Origin of the sequence: Oribacterium sp. oral taxon 102 (genome assembly GCF_013394775.1) — a bacterium.
Classification (GTDB): Bacteria; Bacillota; Clostridia; order Lachnospirales; family Lachnospiraceae; genus Oribacterium.
The window spans coordinates 1,341,480-1,359,928 of the sequence record NZ_JABXYT010000001.1 but is presented as its reverse complement, the minus strand read 5'-3'; the positions used below and the strand labels follow the sequence as shown (position 1 = coordinate 1,359,928).

15 protein-coding genes are annotated in these 18,449 nt (G+C 58.2%); 2 read left to right on the top strand and 13 right to left on the bottom strand.

Annotated elements, in window-relative coordinates; all coding sequences use genetic code 11:
- Positions 1 to 6: 6 nt before the first annotated feature.
- From HW273_RS06225 to HW273_RS06205, 5 genes are all read right to left on the bottom strand, one after another.
- Entirely contained in the window at positions 7 to 1,338 is a 1,332-nt protein-coding gene (locus HW273_RS06225; protein ID WP_179010954.1) for a UDP-N-acetylmuramoyl-tripeptide--D-alanyl-D-alanine ligase, read from the bottom strand.
- Positions 1,339 to 1,352: 14 nt separating this feature from the next.
- A complete protein-coding gene (locus HW273_RS06220; RefSeq protein ID WP_179010953.1) occupies positions 1,353 to 2,855 on the bottom strand; it encodes a UDP-N-acetylmuramoyl-L-alanyl-D-glutamate--2,6-diaminopimelate ligase in 1,503 nt (500 codons plus the stop codon).
- A 15-nt stretch (positions 2,856 to 2,870) separates the two neighbouring features.
- Positions 2,871 to 4,538 (bottom strand): formate--tetrahydrofolate ligase, encoded by a 1,668-nt coding sequence (locus tag HW273_RS06215; RefSeq protein ID WP_179010952.1) that lies wholly within the window; start codon positions 4,536 to 4,538, stop codon positions 2,871 to 2,873.
- A gap of 93 nt (positions 4,539 to 4,631) precedes the next feature.
- The gene (locus tag HW273_RS06210) at positions 4,632 to 7,583 is read right to left on the bottom strand and encodes a DNA translocase FtsK (protein WP_179012464.1); all 2,952 of its coding nucleotides are present in this window, start codon (positions 7,581 to 7,583) and stop codon (positions 4,632 to 4,634) included.
- A gap of 200 nt (positions 7,584 to 7,783) precedes the next feature.
- On the bottom strand, positions 7,784 to 8,533 hold the full coding sequence (locus HW273_RS06205) for a S1 RNA-binding domain-containing protein (protein WP_179010951.1): 750 nt from the start codon (positions 8,531 to 8,533) through the stop codon (positions 7,784 to 7,786).
- 211 nt (positions 8,534 to 8,744) lie between these two features.
- Between HW273_RS06205 and HW273_RS06200 the strand changes: the two genes are divergently transcribed.
- Positions 8,745 to 9,230 carry a peptidylprolyl isomerase gene (locus HW273_RS06200; protein WP_179010950.1) on the top strand — a complete coding sequence of 162 codons (486 nt, stop codon included), beginning with the start codon at positions 8,745 to 8,747 and terminating at the stop codon, positions 9,228 to 9,230.
- A 146-nt stretch (positions 9,231 to 9,376) separates the two neighbouring features.
- Here HW273_RS06200 and nagA read toward each other — a convergent pair whose 3' ends face one another.
- On the bottom strand, positions 9,377 to 10,624 hold the full coding sequence (nagA, locus tag HW273_RS06195) for an N-acetylglucosamine-6-phosphate deacetylase (RefSeq protein ID WP_179010949.1): 1,248 nt from the start codon (positions 10,622 to 10,624) through the stop codon (positions 9,377 to 9,379).
- 387 nt (positions 10,625 to 11,011) lie between these two features.
- Here nagA and nagB point away from each other — a divergent pair, with 387 nt between their 5' ends.
- Positions 11,012 to 11,734, top strand: coding sequence for a glucosamine-6-phosphate deaminase (gene nagB, locus HW273_RS06190; RefSeq protein WP_334298219.1), 723 nt, complete (start codon positions 11,012 to 11,014; stop codon positions 11,732 to 11,734).
- 78 nt (positions 11,735 to 11,812) lie between these two features.
- Here nagB and HW273_RS06185 read toward each other — a convergent pair whose 3' ends face one another.
- The 7 genes from HW273_RS06185 to HW273_RS06155 form a co-directional block, all read right to left on the bottom strand.
- On the bottom strand, positions 11,813 to 12,445 hold the full coding sequence (locus HW273_RS06185) for a GDSL-type esterase/lipase family protein (RefSeq protein ID WP_330604030.1): 633 nt from the start codon (positions 12,443 to 12,445) through the stop codon (positions 11,813 to 11,815).
- Positions 12,442 to 13,287 carry a MurR/RpiR family transcriptional regulator gene (locus tag HW273_RS06180; protein ID WP_179010946.1) on the bottom strand — a complete coding sequence of 282 codons (846 nt, stop codon included), beginning with the start codon at positions 13,285 to 13,287 and terminating at the stop codon, positions 12,442 to 12,444. Before HW273_RS06180 ends, HW273_RS06185 begins: the two co-directional genes overlap by 4 nt.
- Positions 13,284 to 14,183, bottom strand: a complete 900-nt coding sequence (locus HW273_RS06175; protein ID WP_179010945.1) for an ROK family protein — start codon at positions 14,181 to 14,183, stop codon at positions 13,284 to 13,286. Before HW273_RS06175 ends, HW273_RS06180 begins: the two co-directional genes overlap by 4 nt.
- A 9-nt stretch (positions 14,184 to 14,192) precedes the next feature.
- Positions 14,193 to 15,113, bottom strand: coding sequence for a dihydrodipicolinate synthase family protein (locus HW273_RS06170; protein ID WP_179010944.1), 921 nt, complete (start codon positions 15,111 to 15,113; stop codon positions 14,193 to 14,195).
- Between the two features lie 29 nt (positions 15,114 to 15,142).
- Complete coding sequence (locus tag HW273_RS06165; RefSeq protein WP_179010943.1) at positions 15,143 to 16,075, bottom strand: carbohydrate ABC transporter permease; 933 nt, start codon at positions 16,073 to 16,075, stop codon at positions 15,143 to 15,145.
- 9 nt (positions 16,076 to 16,084) lie between these two features.
- Positions 16,085 to 16,990 carry a carbohydrate ABC transporter permease gene (locus tag HW273_RS06160; protein WP_179010942.1) on the bottom strand — a complete coding sequence of 302 codons (906 nt, stop codon included), beginning with the start codon at positions 16,988 to 16,990 and terminating at the stop codon, positions 16,085 to 16,087.
- Positions 16,991 to 17,064: 74 nt separating this feature from the next.
- Complete coding sequence (locus HW273_RS06155) at positions 17,065 to 18,435, bottom strand: ABC transporter substrate-binding protein (protein ID WP_179010941.1); 1,371 nt, start codon at positions 18,433 to 18,435, stop codon at positions 17,065 to 17,067.
- Positions 18,436 to 18,449 lie beyond the last annotated feature (14 nt).

The following is an 18,449-nucleotide window of genomic DNA, read 5'->3' as shown; positions in this document are numbered from 1 at the left end:
ATTCCTTTATTCCCTTTCCTTTCGAAGCTCCGACACGATATCGGAGAGCCGCATCGAATTCGAGCCCTTGAACAACAGCACATCTCCGGTGTGCGCCACGGAACAAACCGTGTTCCGAAGCTCCGTCAAATCCGTAAAATAGGAGATCGCCGGCTTATGTCCTGCTGTATCGCCATACTGCTGCACGCTCTCCCCAATGAGCGCCGCCAGTCTGCCATAGAGAAAAAGCACATCGATATGCAGCTCCGAAATCAGCTTTCCGAGCTCCCGATGATAGCTCTCCTCCCGTTCTCCCAGCTCCAGCATATCCGCCAGCACCGCGATCTTCCGTTCTCCGCGAAGCTCGGACAGCACAGAAAGTCCCGCCCGCATGGACGCGGGACTCGCGTTGTAAGCATCATCTATGATCGTTACGCCACCCTTCGTCGTAAAGATTTCTCCGCGTCCCTGCAGCCCGCCGAACCGTGCAAGTGCCTGCCTCGCCGCTGCCTCCGATACGCCGAGCTCCGAGGCGATCCGCAGCGCGGCGGCAGCATTCTGCTGCATATGATAGCCTCTCACAAGCAGCTTCGGACGGGCAGCCTCCTCCTTCTCCGGACGGTAACGGCAGATCCGGATCTCCTTTCCCTCCGCGATCCCGAAGCGGGAAAGCGTCTCCCGCGTCACCCCGGAAAGCAGCGGATCCTCGGCATTCAGAAGGAGCAGTCCGCCGTCCCGCATTCCGTCCAGAATATGCAGCTTCTCCCGCAGGATGTTCTCCTGCGTCTTCAGATTCTCGATGTGCGCGGTTCCGATATTGGTAATGACGGCAATGTCCACGCAGGCGATGCGTGCGATCCGCGTCATCTCCCCCGGCTCGGACATCCCGAGCTCGATCACGGCAAGCTCCGCCTCGCTCCGCCGCATCTGAAAGAGCGTGACCGGCACACCGACCTGTGAATTCGCGTTACCCGCGGTCTGGAACACCCTACGCTCTGCGGAGAGCGCCGCGGCGATCATGCTGCGGGTCGTCGTCTTGCCGACGGAGCCCGTCACGCCGATCACCGTGCCCGGGAATCTGCGCCGCTCCATGAGACCAATCTCCTGCAATGCTCTCCGGGTGTCTTCCACCGGATAGAAGCGTACCGCCGGGTATGCGGCGGCAAGCGATCCGCAGTCCCGGCTCGAAAGCACAGCGCGCGCACCGTTTCGGATCGCCATCTCGATATAATCATGTCCGTCGCTTTTCTCCCCGATAATCGGGACGAAAAGCCCGTTCGTACTGTCCTGACGAGAATCCAGCACGATCCTCTCGATTCCCTCGTCCGAAAACCCGAAGCTCCGGTCTGCCGTCTCCATGCCCTTCTCTTTCCTCACTGTCTGAAAAGCCCCAGCTTTTCTGCTGTTTCCTCTATGACCTCCCGATCCAGGAAATGCGTACGAACGCCGTTCTGCTCGTTGTAGTCCTCATGCCCCTTGCCGATCACCGCGATCATATCCCCGTCCTCTGCATTCCCCATCGCGTACTCGATCGCCGCTCTCCGATCCGGAATCTCCACAAAACGGCCGCCCGCTGTCTCCAAGGTCGAGCGGATGTCCGCGATGATATCCTCTGTTCTCTCGAAGCGGGAATTGTCCGCCGTCAGGACACTTAGATCCGCCAGTCTCGCGGCAGTCTCTCCCATCCCGTACCGCCGTTCCTTCGCCCGGTTCCCGCCGCAGCCGAAGACCACAACCAGCCGCTTCGGCTCATACTCCCGCAGGGTTCTGAGCAGGTTCTCCATCGCCATCGCGTTGTGCGCATAGTCCACAAGCACCGTCATCCTTTCGTTCCGGAACGCGACCTCCATCCTGCCGTCGACCCTGACATGGCAGAGCGCCTCCAGAATGCTGCGCGGCTTCAATCCCATCAGACTGCCTACGGAGAGCGCCGCGAGCGCATTGTAAACATTGTACTTTCCCGGCAGATTCAGCCTTACGTCGAGCTTTGCCATACCGAGCACATCGAACTCCGCGCCGACAAAGCCTGCGCTGTTCACATGGCGCACCGACTGTGCCGTGAAGTCCGCAGCGCGGTCGATTCCGAAGGTATACATCCGGCAGGGTGCGCTATGGAGCAGCTCGTCCGCATAGTCTGCATCCAGATTCAGAAGCCCTACCCTCGACTGGCAGAAAATGCGGGACTTGAAATACTTGTATTCTTCGAAATCCGCATGCTCGTTCGGTCCGATATGATCCGGCTCGATATTGGTAAATACGCCGTAATCAAAGTCGATTCCGTCCGTCCGATGCAGCTTGAAGCCCTGTGAGCTCGCCTCCATCACGACCGCCTGACAGCCGCTTTCATACATGTCCCGGAAGCAGCGATGCAGCTCGTAGGACTCGGGCGTCGTATTCTTCGTCTCGATGTGCTTCCCCTGATATTCGATGCCGGTCGTCCCGATCAGGCCGGCAGGGATGCCTGCGCACTGCAGAATGGAACGCAGCATGTGCGCCGTCGTGGTCTTGCCCTTCGTCCCGGTAATGGCAATCATCGTCATCTTCCGCGCGGGATAGCCGAAGCGCGCAGCAGAAAGCCGCGCAAGCGCCGCACGGGAGGAATCGACATGTATGAGCGTAAACCCCTCGGGAAGCGATGAAAGCGGGAGCGGCAGCTCCTCCGCATCCTCCTCTACCACAGCCGCGGCAATCCCCTTCTCCACGACCTCCGGGAGGAAGCGGTGCGAATCCACTGTGCTCCCCCTCATACAAACAAAAACCGCCCCCGGCACTGCCTTCCGGGAATCGAACGCAAGCTCCGAAACCTCTGTTTCCTCCGGATCTCCGCAGAGCACCGTATACGCCGTATCCCCGAGCCACTCGCTGAACCTAGCCATATTCTGCCTTTCCTGCTAAAATAAACCGATTATCTTCCCGTCCTCTACGTCGATGCCATTCGCCGCAGGAAGCTTCGGGAGCCCTGGCATCGTCATGATCTCACCGGTCAGGCAGACCACGAAGCCCGCCCCGGCGGAGACGCTGACATCCCGAATCGTGATACGGAAGTTCCGCGGCCGCCCCAGCTTCTTCGGGTCGTCCGAGAAACTGTACTGTGTCTTCGCCATGCAGACCGGAAGCCCCCCGAAGCCGAGTGCCGTCAGCCGTTCAAGCTCCTTCTCCGCCTTCGGCAGGAAGTCCACTCCGTCCGCGCCGTAGATCCGCTCCGCCACCGCCGTAATCTTCTGCCTGAGAGAGTCTGTCAGGATCTGTACCGGTCTAAAGTCCGGCTTCCTCTCTTCCAGGCTGCGGAGCACCGCATCCGCAAGGGCAAGGCCGCCTTCGCCGCCCCTGCCGTGAACCTCGGAGAGCGCAAACTCCGCGCCCCTCTCCCGGCAGAATCCCTCAATGAAATGAAGCTCTCTCTCCGTATCCGTCGCGAAGCGGTTGATCGCCACTATCACAGGCACGCCGTAGCTCTGCAGATTCTCAATATGCTTCTCCAGATTGACGATGCCGTCGGAGAGCGCCGTGAGGTTCTCCTCGGAAAGCGCCGTCTTCGCCGCGCCGCCGTTATACTTCAATGCGCGTACCGTCGCCACGAGCACGACGGCATCCGGCCGGAGCCCCGCTATCTGGCACTTGATATCGAAAAACTTCTCCGCACCGAGATCTGCACCGAAGCCCGCCTCCGTGACCGCGATCTCCCCGAGCTTCATCGCGAAGCGGGTCGCCTGCACAGAATTGCAGCCGTGCGCAATGTTGGCAAACGGTCCGCCGTGAACGATCGCCATATTGTGCTCGAGTGTCTGTATGATATTCGGCTTGATCGCATCCTTCAGAAGTGCCGCCATCGCTCCGACTGCCTGAAGCGCCTCTGCCGTGACCGGCTCTCCTGCCGTATTGTAGGCGACGATGATACGTCCGAGGCGCTTCTTCAGATCCTCCATATTGTCTGCGAGACAGAGGATTGCCATGATCTCGGAGGCGACAGTGATCACGAAATGATCCTCTCTGACCACGCCGTCCGCCCTGCCGCCCAGTCCTATAATGATATTCCGGAGCGCGCGGTCATTCATATCGAGGCAGCGCTTCCAGTTGATCTGCTTCGGGTCGATCTGCAGTGCGTTGCCCTGCTTGATATGATTGTCCAGCAGCGCCGCGAGAAGATTGTTCGCGCTGGTGATCGCGTGGAAGTCTCCGGTAAAGTGGAGATTCAGATCCTCCATCGGTACGACCTGCGCATAGCCGCCGCCTGCGGCGCCGCCCTTAATGCCGAAGCAGGGACCGAGGCTCGGCTCCCGCAGCGCGACGACTGTTCGTCTGCCGCGCAGATTCAGCGCATCACAGAGTCCGATCGAGGTCGTCGTCTTGCCCTCTCCTGCCGGTGTCGGATTGATCGCGGTGACGAGCACCAGCTTCCCGTCCTCTCTGTCCTTCACCCTCTCCCAGAGCTCGTCGGAGAGCTTCGCCTTGTACTTCCCATAAAGCTCCAGCTCTTCCTCCCCGATCCCATAACGCGCGGCAAGCTCCCGGATCCTCATAAGCTCCGCATCCTGCGCGATTTCAATGTCTGCTCTCATGCCTCTCTCCTCTTCCTAAGTGCGTCGGCTTCCTGCAAGCCTCGACTCACATCATAGCACGGATGCGCCCTGTAAACCAGTCCGTCCCGCAGCTTACCCGTTCTCCGAAAGCAGGAGCTGAAATGCCTCCATGCTCATCAGGATCCGGCGCGGCTTCGTTCCCTCCTCAGGCCCGACCACACCATAGTCCGAGAGCTGATCCATGATCCGCGCGGCGCGGTTGAAGCCGATGCGAAACCGCCTCTGCAGCATCCCGATCGAAGCCTTGTCCGCTTCGATGAGCAGCGCCCCCGCCTCCGCGAAGAGCTCATCCCTGCCGCTGTTCTCTCCCGCTCCCGCGGATACTGCCGGATTCTCCACAGTGGACTGGATCTCCTCACTGTATTCCGCCTCCGAATTGTCCCTCAGGAAGTCCACGACCCTTTGTACCTCCTCATCCGAGACGAACGCACCCTGCACACGTACCGGCTTCGGGATGCCCTGCGGGAAGAAGAGCATATCGCCCTTGCCGAGCAGCTTCTCCGCCCCGTTCATGTCAATGATGGTACGGGAATCCACACCGCTTGATACCGCGAAGGCAATGCGGGACGGCACATTCGCCTTGATCAGTCCGGTAATGACATTGACGGACGGCCGCTGCGTCGCGATCACGAGATGCATCCCGCAGGCGCGCGCGAGCTGGGCGATACGGCAGATCGCATCCTCTACCTCCTGCGCGGCAACCATCATCAGATCCGCCAGCTCGTCGATGATAATGACGATCTGCGGCAGCTTCTCCGGCTTCTCCCCCTCCGGAACGGTCGGATCCTCCCGCACCGTCTGCACCCGCTCGTTGTAGCCCTTCAAATCCCGGACACCCGTTTCCGCGAATTTCTTATAGCGGTCTGTCATCTCCGCCACCGCCCAGTTCAGCGCCGATGCCGCCTTTTTCGGGTCGGTCACGACCGGAATCAGCAGATGCGGAATCCCGTTGTAAACCTGCAGCTCGACGACCTTCGGATCCACCATGATCAGGCGAACCTCCTCCGGCTTATATTTATAAAGGATGGACATAATCAGCGTATTGATCGAAACCGACTTTCCGGAGCCGGTCGCACCTGCTATGAGGAGATGCGGCATCTTCGCGATATCCGTCACGACGACCTTGCCGGCAATATCCTTGCCGACACCGAAGCACAGCCTGCCGTCCGCTTCCCGGAACTCCTTCGAGGAAAGGATATCCCCCAGAAAGACGATCTGTCCCTTCCGGTTCGGCACCTCGATCCCGACGGCGTTCTTCCCCGGAATCGGCGCTTCCATACGGATATCCGCCGCAGCGAGCCGCATCTTGATGTCGTTGGTCAGCGCCACGATCCTCGACAGCTTGACACCCTGCTCCGGTTGGAGCTCATAACGCGTCACCGCCGGTCCGACAGAGACATTGGTCACGGTTACGCTGACACCGAAGCTCTGCAGCGTCTGCTGCAGGGTGATCGCATTCTGCTCGATCTCGCCCTTGCTGTCAATGTTCTGGAGCCCGCCCCGCCGGAGCAGCGACAGCGGCGGGAAGACATAGGGTCTGCACAGCCTCTTCTTTTCAAGAATTTCCTGCTTCATTTCCTCATTTTCCGACGAGCTCGCCTTCTCTGCCCGCTTCTCATAGAGTCTCTTCTGAATCTGCTCTGCATCGGAATGAATGACGTGCCCGCTCGCGGTCACGATAGTCCGTGTCCCCGCCTCCGGATTCTCCACAGGAATCGTCACGCTGCTGTCCTGTGCGGGGTGTCCGCCCGCTGCCGCGGAGGGATTCTCCATTTTCCACTGCACATCCGCAGCGCTCTTCTCAGCGATACGCGCCGCTTCCGTATCCGCAGCGCTCTCCGTCAAAGCGAGCGGCATCTCCTCACGGCGATCTGCCGTCTTCAAGAAACGCTCCTCACGAAACGCCGGAGCTGTCCCCGAGGCCGCAGTCTCCTGTCCGAGATCCTCGACCTCCAGCGGCTGCCCGGAAAACGGCGCGGCAGTGCGGGACGATGCGGCAGCGCGCGCCATCGGGATCCCGCCTGCCATCTCCGTACCATGCACCTCATACACGCCGGAGATATGTCCCTGAAAGATCGAGGCGCGATCCTCCGCTTCGCGCCCTCCCCCGGAGGAGGTCTGTATGTCCTGTCCTGCGGGAGCCGTCTGCGCCGTCACGGAAGCCGCATTGACAGCCGCTGCCTCCTGCGTCCCCCCCGAAGGCTCTGCTTCCCGTACAGGCTGCGGCCCGGACGCATCCACACCGCATCCCCGAAGGTCAATGGCATCGAAGTCCACGCTGCGGGCAAGCTCCTGCCGCTTCTCCTCCCTGATCCGCAGCTGCTCCTGATGGTATGCCTTCGCCGTCTCGGAGAACTCCCGGAGATCCTTCTTCGCCCTCGCACCCGCTCTCCCCGCAGTCTTTACCGAAAAAGACGCGAGCATCCGCATCAGCGGCTTCTCCGTCATATAGACGAGGCAGACCAGCATTGCCGCGAGGAGTACCAGCACCGCGCCGACACCGCCCAAAAGATTGTGAAGCACCATCGCGAGTGCGCCGCCGATGAGTCCTCCGCCTGCCGACTCCGCGATTCCGAGCTCCGTAAAGTCCGACAGTCCCATGTATCGCAGGTCTCCGCCGTACAGAAACTGAAAGAACGCTGCGAGGAAGATATAGAGGAAGCAGGCAGCAGTCATCTTCCATACCGCATATCGGTTCTCCCGATTGCAAAGCAGAAATACCACGACCAGAAAAAGTACGAATGGGAACAGGAAGCCGATCGTGCCGAAGGCTCCCATCTGCATCGCACGGAGCGCCGCGCCGATCGGACCGCAGAGCCGGAGATTGCTGAGCAGCAGCAGCGCAGACAGTGCAAAGAGGAGGATGATCAGAACCTCATCCCCCATAAAAGCTGTCTTCTCCGCCGCTCTGCGCCTGCCGTTCCTTCCGCTGCGTCCCTTGCTTTTTGTCTCCGCAGCCTTCTTCACAGCCGCGGCACGCTTTCCCTGCCTGCCGCTCCGATTCGTACTGCCGCTCTTCGTCATCGCCCTCACGCCTGCTTCCCTTTCCTCCTTCGATATTCGAACAAAAATTCGGAAATATTATACACGATATTTCTCAAAAAATCCAGCGCATGCTTCCGCTCCTGGTCTTAGCTGAACTGACTGAAGTAAAAAAGGAGATGCCGCGTACGATCCAGTACCGCAGCATCTCCTGCTTTTTAATCAGTCGGAACACTCTTCCGTCAATCAAAGCTGATATTCTTGAGCAGAGATCCCAGAGAAGTGGTAACCGCGCCGTTCTCCCTGTAGTTCTCACGGAAGTCGTCCCGCTCACGCCTCTCCTGCTTCTCCGCTCTGTCCGCCTCCAGTGCCTTCATGGAGAGGCTGATCCTGCCGTCTGCGACCTTCGTCACCATGACGGTGATGGTCTGTCCCTCCTTCAGCACGTCTGCAGGAGACTTTACTCTCTTATTGGAAATCTGTGAAACATGGAGCAGTCCGGTGATGCCGTCTCCGATATCCACGAATGCGCCGTAGTCCTTCAGACTCTCGACCTTCCCCTCGGTAACGAGACCGACCTGCAGCTTCGCCATCTTCTCCTGTTGCTTCTTCTGCGCCTCCTCACGGAGAATCTCCCGTGCGGACAGAACAAGCTTGTTGTTCTCCGGATCCGCGGTAATGATGCGAACCTCCAGTCTCTTGCCGACCCAGTTCGGAAGATCCTTCTCCTCCACAAATCCGAGGGAAAGCTTGGATGCCGGGATGAATGCCCGCACGCCCTCCAGACTGGTCGTCACGCCGCTCTTCACCGCCTCCCGAATCTCGACCTCCACATTTGTCTTCTTCTCGAAGTCATCCATGATCTTGTCCCATGCCGCCATATCCGAGCGCTTCGCCGTACTGTGCTGCCGGAAAGATTCCTCCAGTTCCTCCTTGAAATCATCCATGGAGGGGATCGCTTCCTCTACCTTGCTCTTAACTTCTTCTGTCATTTTTTCCTCCTGTAATATGACGGCTATTCGCTCCGGGCAGGCTGCTCCGTGGGCTGCTCCAGCCATAGTTTGGTTCATTATAGCACATTCTTTCCGAAGAGAAAAGGCATCCCGCGCGTTTCTGCCGTTTCTGCCGAGAATCCGCCATTGCCAGCATTCCGAATACCTGCTATGATGTAGGCATTGAAAAAGGAAAGGCAAGGTATACGATATGGCAAATCCGATCATTACGATCACGATGGACAGCGGCAACGAGATCCGCCTCGAGCTCTACCCGGAGATCGCGCCAATCACGGTAGCGAATTTCGTAAAGCTGGCAACGGACGGCTTCTATGACGGGCTCACCTTCCACCGCATCATCCCGGGCTTCATGATTCAGGGCGGCGATCCGGACGGAAACGGCACCGGCGGTCCCGGTTATCAGATCAAGGGCGAATTCAGCAGCAACGGCATAAAGAATGATCTCAAGCATAAGAGAGGCGTGATCTCCATGGCAAGAGCGATGGATCCGGACTCCGCCGGCTCTCAGTTTTTCATCATGCACGACGATGCAGACTATCTTGACGGACAGTATGCAGCCTTCGGCAAAGTGATCGATGGTATGGAGGAGGTAGACCGCATCGCCTCCGTGGAGACCGGCTGGCAGGATGCGCCGCGTAAGAAGGTTATCATGACGAAGGTTCGCGTGAGCGAATAAGAACCGCACAGGGGACATGGAAGAAATGCGTTTTCCTTTCTTCCATGTCCCCTTTTTTATGTTCCGGGGCTTTTATGCCCGGAAGCATTCCCGTTTCCTGTTTTCTGTGCGCGGCATAGCGATAAGCGGCGCACTCTGTCTCTGCCTCATACGTTCTTGCTGTTTTCGCCGCGGACTTCCCTGCCCTCCCGGAAGACGCGCCGGATCCGGAGCGTCTGATCCAGCAGCACGAGATTTGCCAACTTTCCCTCGCAGATCGTACCGTGCGCATCCTCTATCCCGAGACGGCGTGCCGGGTTACGGCTCGCGGCAAGGAGCGCGTCCGCGAAGGGAATCTCCATTTCCAGCACAGCGGTTCGGAAGCAATCCATCAGATTGGAAACAGAGCCGGCGATGTTGCCGTCCGGAACCAGGGTGCAGAGTTTCCCTCTCTTCTCGATCTCCTGCCCGCCGAGAAGATAGCGTCCGTCCGGCATTCCCGCGGAACGCAGGCTGTCGCTGATCAGGATCGCCCGCTCCTGTCCCAGCTGCCGGAAGGCAAGCCGCACCATCATCGGATGAATATGCACACCGTCCGTAATCAGCTCCGCTGTCACGGCAGGATTCTCGAATACCGCGCCGACCGCGCCCGGTGCCCGGTGGCTGAGCCCTGTCATGGCATTGTAGAGATGGACGACATGAACGGCTCCGGCACGGAAGGCTCTGCCTGCCGTCTCATAGTCGGCATTGCTGTGCGCCAGCGAAACCCGCAGCTCCGAACTGATTTCCCGGATATAATCCTCAAAGCCCGGATTCACCTCCGGCGCTATCCCGATCAGCTTCACGAGTCCGCCGGAGGCCTCGAGGAAGCGCCGCGCTGTCCCGACGTCACAGCGCCGGATATAGGCGCCGTTCTGCGCCCCCTTCTTCGCCTTACTGATGAAGGGGCCCTCCATATTGATGCCCACAAGCTCCGCCTCCTCCGGTTCCTGCATCCTCCTCCACTCCGACATGGTATGAAGCACCTGACAGAGCTCCTCCTCCGGCAGCGTCAGGGTCGCAGGACAGATCGCCGTGATGCCGTTCTCCGCCTCGTATCTCGCGATCCGCCGCATCCCCTCCAGCTTCCCGTCGCAGACATCCTCCCCGAGACAGCCATGAAAATGGAGGTCGATCAGCCCCGGGATCAGGAGCCCGCCGCAGGCATCGAGGCAGTCCTCTCCCTCCTGCTGTTCCCCTTCAAATGAAGCCGGGGAAGGAGCATCCTCTTCGGGCGCCTGCTCCTCTCCGAGCTCCTCGAAGTACCATCCCTCCGAAGCGAGACGAAGCGTCTGAACCCTGCCCGTTTCCATCCGAAGCGATCCGAGACGAAACCGCCCGTCCTCGCAGAAGATTCTCGCATTTTTGATCCACATACCCCTGCCTCCGTTCTGTTTTCCAGCGTAATCCGGCTTTCCCATTCCCGGCGAAGCCGCTCCGCCATATCCTTTTAGCAGTAAGCCCTGTCTGTCCAAGCTCCCTGTCTGCCGGATACGTTCTTTCCCTTTCTTTCCAGTATAGCCTCCTTAAAATTACTTTCAAGTCATACCGTTTATTTTGAAAATTCTTTTACTTTGCTTCCTCTTTTCCACAGCAAAGCGCCGAAACTGCCTCCTCCTTTCTGTTTACTTTGTTTCCTTTTGGAATACTCTTTCTATCCGGATACCCCCGCATTGAAATTCCGTGCATTCTCTGCTATTGTTGGAAAAAGGAACGTTTCAGACGGTCGGTATCTAATCCAGAAATCGGAGGGGCTTTACATGATTCAGCTTTGCAGATGCAGGAACTATGAAGAAATCAGTCAGAGGGCGGCGGAGCTTCTCACAGCGCAGCTCACATGGAAAAAGGATTCCACACTCGGACTCGCGACCGGCGGGAGTCCGGTCGGACTCTACCGGAAGCTTCGGGAACGCTTCGCGGAGGGGCTTGTCGATTTTTCAGAGGTAAAAACCGTCAATCTGGACGAATACCGCGGACTGGCTCCGGAGAATCCGCAGAGCTACCGTTATTTTATGGAAGAGAATCTCTTCCGCCACGTCAATATTCATCCGGAAAATACCTATGTTCCGAACGGACTGGAAAAAGACACTGAGACCGCCTGCCGTAACTATGACGCAGTGATACAGCGTCTGGGCGGCATTGATCTCCAGCTCCTCGGCATCGGACGAAACGGGCACATCGGCTTCAACGAGCCCTCCGATCATTTCTCCTCCGGCACCCACTGCGTGAAGCTCAGCGAGAATACCATAGAAGCGAACCAGCGCTTCTTCGAGCGCCGTGAGGAGGTGCCGACCGAGGCCTATACCATGGGCTGCGGCGCGATCCTCCGTGCACGGCGAATCCTGCTGCTTGCCTCCGGCAGGGACAAGGCGGAGGCAGTCCATGCAATGCTGTACGGCACGATCACGCCGCAGCTCCCCGCTTCGATCCTGCAGCTCCATGAAAATGTTCTCGTGCTCGCAGACGAGGAAGCCCTCGGACAGTGAGCGCGCAGCAGGCAGGATTCCATGATTGACGATGCCCCTTCTTTCCGGACAAATGCCGGAGGGAAGAGGCGTTTTTTATCAGGGAAGCAGCTCCGCCAGCGTCTCTGCCAGAAGCCTATGTCCCTCTGCGTTTAAATGCATATAGTCCGGCGGACTCATACGAAGTCCAGGAATCGAACCGGCATCCAGATAGCGGATCGACAGGCGTTCGGCGAGCTCCCGGTAGAAGCCGCGCAGCAGATCCGTCTTCTCATGACAGCCCGCTCCCATCTCTCCGTAAACCATCGTACGCTCATACTCTATGCCGATCGACGGCGGCGCGATAAGCAGGATATCCGGCTTTCCGCCCCGGAATGCCTCCGGCGTTCGAAGCGCCTTTGTCAGAAGACGCTCCATTCCCCTCGCAATGTTGGCGGCAGTCGCGGAAAAGCGAAGCTTTACATCGTTCGTTCCCAGCATCACGAGCAGGCTGTCCACCGGCTCATGGCTCATCAGACAGGGATAGAGGTAATCCAGCCCGCAGAGTCCCTCGAAGAGCGGATCCCGAAAGACCGCCGTCCTGCCGCTGAGTCCCTCCTCGATCACTCGATACCCCTCCCCGAGCAGGGTCTGCAATCTTCCCGGCCAGCGTTCCTCTGCTGCGAAGCGTCCGTTTGTCATGGCATCGTAGCCATGGGTGTTGGAATCACCGAAGCATACTACTGTCTTCACCAAACCTGTGTCCTCCTCTCCTCTTTGGAGCTCAGTGCGCGCAGGGTATCGTCATGCAACGCCTCCTTCTCGTAACGATTCGCCGAGACATACTCATTGTAGATGATATCCATCATCAGAAGCAGCGGAAACTGCGGAGAGATGAGGTTTCCGCTGCTCAGATATTTCAGGGAGGACAGGAGCAGCACCTCGTCACAATAGCTGTCGAAGCGCCGGTCGTCCTTCGAGGTCAGAAGCACCGTCTTCGCTCCTCTCTGATGCGCCTGCTCCAGAAGATAGAGCACCGGCTGCGTCTCCCCGCTGATGCTGAACCCGATCACCAGCGTATCCTTTGTCAGAAAGACACTCCGCATCCGCATCTTATCCGGCTCGAACACAGAGTCGATGTCTACGCCGATCCGCATGAAGCGGCTCTCCATCTCCCGTGCGGCGAGCCCGGAGCTGCCGTTCCCGCAGACCAGCACCCGCGGCATCCGGTAGAGCAGCTTCACAATCTTGGAGACCTGCCGCTCGTCCAGCAGGCTGTAGGTCTTCTCGATCAGCTCCCGGTAATTCAGGAGAACCTCCTCCGCCTTCACCGTCTCTCCCATCCGTTCGCTGTCCTGCAGGGACTTCTCGTACTGATAGATGAATTCCCGATAGCCCCGAAAACCGCATTTCTTCGCGAAACGCGACAAGGAGGCTTCCGATACGAACAGAAGCCTCGCGATGTTTTTCGTGGAAAAATCCATCTTCTCCGTATTCTTCATGAAAAAGTCGGCGATATTTTTCTCCACCTGTGTAAAGCTCGCATGTCTCGCCTCCAACGTCGGCAGAAACGAGTTCTCACTGTGAATTCTCATTTCAATTCTCTTTTCCTTTGCATGGCGGCGAAGTGACAGAATGCACCCAGCATCCCGGCATGGTTTCCGTTCTCCGCGAAGCGAAGCTCCGTCTTCTCCGAGAGCGCCGGCACAAGATAACGGTCAAGCGACGTGCGGAGCAGCGGATAGAGATAGTCCCTCTGCTGCATGATGCCGCCGCCGAGGATCACCCTCTCCGGATTCAGCACATAGCAGAGGTTCGCGATCCCCATCCCGAGATAATCGCAGAGCGCTGCGATTTCCTCCCGACAGACCGTATCTCCCGCCTTCGCCTGCCCGAAAATCCGTCTTCCGTCCCATTTTCCCGGCTCTCCCTTTCGCTCCTCCACCCTGCGGCAAAGTGCGCTCGTCGAGGCAAGCTCCTCGAACAGACCTCCCGGCAGATGCAGATATCCCACCTCGCAGGCACTGTAGGAAGAGCCGTGATAAACCTCCTGATCCTTCACGAAGCAGCCTCCGATTCCGGTTCCGACCGTGAGACAGAGACTGCTCTCTGCGCCTCTTCCCGCACCGAGAAGCCCCTCAGAGAGTCCGGCACAGTTCACATCATTTTCGATCTCGCAGGGAATGCCGAAGCATTCCTCCAGCTCCCGCTTGAAGGCGGTACCGACATAGTTCGGAATCTGCGGCCGGGAGGCAAAGATCTCTCCGCGCTCGATGTCCACCATACCTGCGCTGGAAAGACAGATCCCCAGAAGCTCCTGCTCCCGGAGATATCCCTCGATAATCCCCTTCACGAGCGTAAGGATATGCGGGCCGCCGCCCGGAACCGCCTCCGTGTCCCGCTCCGCGCTCTGAAGCAGCTTCCCCTGTTCGGAAAGCAGCCCGTATTTCATCTTCGTTCCACCGATATCGATGGCGACATAGCTCTTCATCCGCTGTACCTATCTCAGAAATTCCGTTTGTGCTGCCCGAATCATTTCCGCCGCCTTCGCCGCAATGTCGCGGTCGCCCACCGTCATCTCCGGAAGAGGTCTCCTGACGCTTCCGAGGTCGAGCCCTTCATTGATCCGGAGCACCTCCTTGATGATACTGTAGAGGTTCCCATGTCCCTCGCACATCTTGTAAATGACGGCATCCACGGCATACTGAAGCTGCCGCGCCTTTTCCAGCCTCCCCTCTGAGAGGAAGCTGTTCATCCGGAGGAAGAGCTCCGGCATCGCGCCGTAGGTGCCGCCGATCGCGCCCTCCGCACCGATCAGCCGTCCGCTGATGAACTGCTCGTCCGGGCCGTTAAAAATCACATAGTCCTCTCCGCCGTCCATCTTGAACATCTGGATGTCCTGTACCGGCATGGAGGAATTCTTCACGCCGATCACCCGCGGATTCTTCCGCATTTCTGCAAAGAGTGAACGGGTCAGCGCTACGCCGGCGAGCTGCGGAATATTGTAAATTACGAAATCAGTATTCGGCGCAGCAGCACTGATGTCATTCCAGTACGCCGCGACCGCGTGCTCCGGCAGATGGAAATAGATCGGCGGGATCGCTGCGATCGCATCGACACAAAGCGACTCCGCATGGCGCGCCAGTTCCTGTGAATCCCGGGTGCTGTTCGCCGCCACATGACAGATGACAGTCAGCCTGCCCTCCGCCTCCGCCATCACATTCTCCAGAACGCGCTTCCGTTCCTCGACCGAGAGGTAGATGCACTCGCCGGAGGAGCCGTTGACATAGACGCCCTTCACCCCCTTCTCTATGAAATAACGGGTGAGCGCGCGGACACGCTCCGGACTGATCTCTCCCTCTGTATCGTAACAGGCATAGAATGCGGGAAGAATCCCCTTGTATTTCTCCAGATTTCTCATACTGTTCTCCTAAACAAACTATAACAGTTCTACCCCTTCACCGCGCCCATCGCGATACCCTGTGTGAAGTACTTCTGGAACATCAGGAACACCACGAGGATCGGTACCGCCGCGAGACTCGCGCCCGCCATGATCAGTCCGAAGTCGGTGGAGTTCTCCGCCTGCAGCTTCGCAATGCCGAGCGAGATCGTCAGATTGTTCGTGCTGCTCAGCATAATCAACTGCATGAAGTAATCATTCCAGCTGTTGATGAAAGTGAAGATCGCCAGCGCGCCGAGCCCCGGCTTGATCATCGGAACCACGATATCGAGGAAGGTCTTCAGCTCCCCCGCGCCGTCGATGCGCGCCGCCTCCAGCATTTCTCCCGGAACCCCCTCGGAAAACTGCTTCATCAGGAAGACACCGAAGGGCCAGCCGACTGTCGGGAAGATCACCGCCCAGATCTTATTATACAGGCTGAGCGCCGACATTTCACGGATCAGAGGGATCAGAATGACCTGCTTCGGCAGCGCCATCGCACAGACAATCAGTCCGAAGAGCACGGTTCTGCCGGTGAAGCGCTTCTTCGCCAGTGCATAGCCAGCCATCGAAGCGGTCACACAGGTGAGCAGCATCGCCGTCAGTGCCATGAAAACCGTATTCACCATCCAACGTACCGCTGCCGGGAGCACCGGCCCGCTCAGGAAGACGATCGGCTTCCCGGAGGCGGAGAAGCAGCCGCTGAACGGGATATTCAGCTCGAAAAGCGGCGCAGTCTGCCGGCTGAAGAGCTTCCGGAAGTTATCCAGCACCAGCTCCCTCGGAATCCATTCGGGGCTGGTCGCATTGATCGACGCCGCGGTCTTGAAGGCGCCGGTCAGGATCCAATAAAGCGGAAAGACGAAGAGAAACGCCAGGATCACGAGCACGATCAGACTCAGGATTCGATACGGATGAATGCCGCTGTTCACTTTTGAATTCATATCTCCTCCTTACTTTTCCTGTGCCAGCTTGAACTGTACCGCGGAAAGCACCGCAATGATGATCGCGAGAACCACGCCCATCGCGTTGCCGTAGCCGTACTTGTAAAGCTTGAATGCCGTGTAGTAAATGTAGTACATCACCGTATCCGTGCTGTGATTCGGGCCGCCCGAGGTCAGGAGCTGGATCAGTGCGAAGCACTGGAAGGAATTGATCGTGGTAATGACGAGAATGTAGAGCGTCGTGGGCATGATGTTCGGCCACTTGATTTTCCAGAAGAGCTGCATGTCGTTCGCACCGTCCACCTGTGCCGCCTCTACCAGAGAATCGTCGACATTGCCGAGCGCCGAGACATAGAGGACGATCGGCTGTCCGACGGAGGTCGTCAGCAGAATCAGGATAATGCAGCCCAGCGCGTATTTCGAATCACCCAGCCAGTTGATATTCTGCTGCAGAAGTCCCAGCCCCTTGCCGACATAGTTGAAAATGCCGTAGTAGTTATTGAACATCCATTTCCATACCACCGTTACCGCTACCGAGCCGGTCACCACCGGAAGATAGAAGATGCAGCGGAAGGCAGAGAGCGCCGCCCCGTTCATGCGGTAGATCGCGGAGGATACCCAAAGCGAAAAGATCGTCACTACCGGCACGGAGACCAGTACGATAATGCAGGTATTCCACAGAGCCTTATGAAAAATCTGATCGGTAAGCAGCGACTGATAGTTTTGGAATCCGATGAATACGTCCTTTACGTCCTTTCCCATAGTGGAATCAAAGAAGCTCGTGTATACACAGAGCACCATGGGCAGGATGACGAAGCCGATAAAGAACACGAGGCTCGGCAGTAAGAACAGATATGCCGCTCTCGTCTCCCTCATCACCAGTACACGGCTTCTCGATGGAGCCTTCGCCTTCATACTTCCCTCCTCTGAATCGATCCTTCAAATAAACCCCCATGCCGATTTGCGGCACGGGGGCGAAATGTTGCAGCTTATCCCTTCGCAGCGGCATTGGCATTCTGCTCGAATACTGCGAGCTCTGCCTTGACGTCACCGCCGGTGCCGATTCTCTGCAGCATGTTCCACCACTCGGTACGCGCCTGTGCCCAGCCCGGAACGACCTGGTAATAGTCGCCCATGGAAGGCATGAACTTTTCGGTATAGAGCTGCATCACATCTGCGGTCTCCGTTCCGTCATAGACGCCGGTCAGGTTCTTGTGTACCGGGAAGAAGCCGGAGGCGCGCACAGAATCCTTGACCTGATCCTGGTCGTTCGCCATGAAGTCAATGAAGGTCTTCGCTGCCGCGATCCTGTTCTCATCACCATTGTCGAAGATCCCGAAGCCCCAGATGCCGCCGCAGAGCTCCGCCTTGCCGTCGTCACTCGGGAACAGCATCGGGATGATCTCGTCTCCGCTGTTTGTCTTTCCCGCCGTTCCGTTATCGCTGTTATTCTGCTGCGCGGCGTTCCAGCACAGGGACATGGCAAGCGTTCCGTTACGGAACAGCGTGATCTCATCGCCGCCGGCGATGGATGCGTCGAAATTGATGCCGTCCTGCGCCTTCAGCGCCTCCAGTGCCTTCTCATTCTCCTCCGAAGCCACTACATATGCCGTATGCTCCGGATTCGTGTATCTGCCGTCGTAGAGGTTGTTTACCAGCGCTCTGGTTCCCTGATCGCCGCCCTGTCCTGCGCAGTATACCGCGCCGACATTCTGCTGTCCGCTGTCATAAACCGCCTGTACTGCCTTCAGGAAATTCTCGGTCGTCCAGGTATGGTTCTCGAGATCCAGATACTGCAGGGCATCCGCCTTCTCGAACATCGCCTTGTTGACTGCCATGCTGTGCGCTACCATGACAAGCGGATACTCATAGTACCTGCCGTCTGCGCCCTTGCAGGCGGACTTCACGGTATCATAAATGTCGGATGCGGAATCCGCCGTGAAAAAATCAGAGAGGTCTGCCATCAGCCCCTTGGCGCCCCAGTTCGCCACCAGCCTCTCCGGTCCCTCCATCACGAGATCCGGCGCGGCATGTCCTTCAATTGCGGTATTGACCTGATCGTCGCCGTTCGTATAGTCGAGGTACTCCACCGTGACCTTGATGTCCGGATACTTCGCATTGAAGCTCTGAATCAGTCCGTCTACCGTCGCGGAATCGCCCCACTTGCCGACCGGATACGTCCAGAGCGTGATCTCCGCGTTCTGTCCCGCTGCCGGAGCTGCTGCGCTGCTCTCCTGCGCTGCTGCCGTCGTCCCCCCTGCCGCTGTCGTCTCCGGAGCTGCCTTTCCTCCGCCGCAGGCAGCCAGCGCACTCACTCCGAGAGCCGCTGCCATAACACTCGCCATAAGTTTCTTTTTCATAGTTTCCTCCTTCG

What these genes read in the sequence shown, in the direction of transcription:
- HW273_RS06225 (WP_179010954.1), bottom strand. Translation starts at nt 1,338, where the DNA reads ATGGAGACGGCAGACCGGAGCTTCGGGTTTTCGGACGAGGGAATCGAG.
- HW273_RS06220 (WP_179010953.1), bottom strand. Translation starts at nt 2,855, where the DNA reads ATGGCTAGGTTCAGCGAGTGGCTCGGGGATACGGCGTATACGGTGCTC.
- HW273_RS06215 (WP_179010952.1), bottom strand. Translation starts at nt 4,538, where the DNA reads ATGAGAGCAGACATTGAAATCGCGCAGGATGCGGAGCTTATGAGGATC.
- HW273_RS06210 (WP_179012464.1), bottom strand. Translation starts at nt 7,583, where the DNA reads ATGACGAAGAGCGGCAGTACGAATCGGAGCGGCAGGCAGGGAAAGCGT.
- HW273_RS06205 (WP_179010951.1), bottom strand. Translation starts at nt 8,533, where the DNA reads ATGACAGAAGAAGTTAAGAGCAAGGTAGAGGAAGCGATCCCCTCCATG.
- HW273_RS06200 (WP_179010950.1), top strand. Translation starts at nt 8,745, where the DNA reads ATGGCAAATCCGATCATTACGATCACGATGGACAGCGGCAACGAGATC.
- nagA (WP_179010949.1), bottom strand. Translation starts at nt 10,624, where the DNA reads ATGTGGATCAAAAATGCGAGAATCTTCTGCGAGGACGGGCGGTTTCGT.
- HW273_RS06180 (WP_179010946.1), bottom strand. Translation starts at nt 13,287, where the DNA reads ATGAGAATTCACAGTGAGAACTCGTTTCTGCCGACGTTGGAGGCGAGA.
- HW273_RS06175 (WP_179010945.1), bottom strand. Translation starts at nt 14,183, where the DNA reads ATGAAGAGCTATGTCGCCATCGATATCGGTGGAACGAAGATGAAATAC.
- HW273_RS06170 (WP_179010944.1), bottom strand. Translation starts at nt 15,113, where the DNA reads ATGAGAAATCTGGAGAAATACAAGGGGATTCTTCCCGCATTCTATGCC.
- HW273_RS06165 (WP_179010943.1), bottom strand. Translation starts at nt 16,075, where the DNA reads ATGAATTCAAAAGTGAACAGCGGCATTCATCCGTATCGAATCCTGAGT.
- HW273_RS06160 (WP_179010942.1), bottom strand. Translation starts at nt 16,990, where the DNA reads ATGAAGGCGAAGGCTCCATCGAGAAGCCGTGTACTGGTGATGAGGGAG.
- HW273_RS06155 (WP_179010941.1), bottom strand. Translation starts at nt 18,435, where the DNA reads ATGAAAAAGAAACTTATGGCGAGTGTTATGGCAGCGGCTCTCGGAGTG.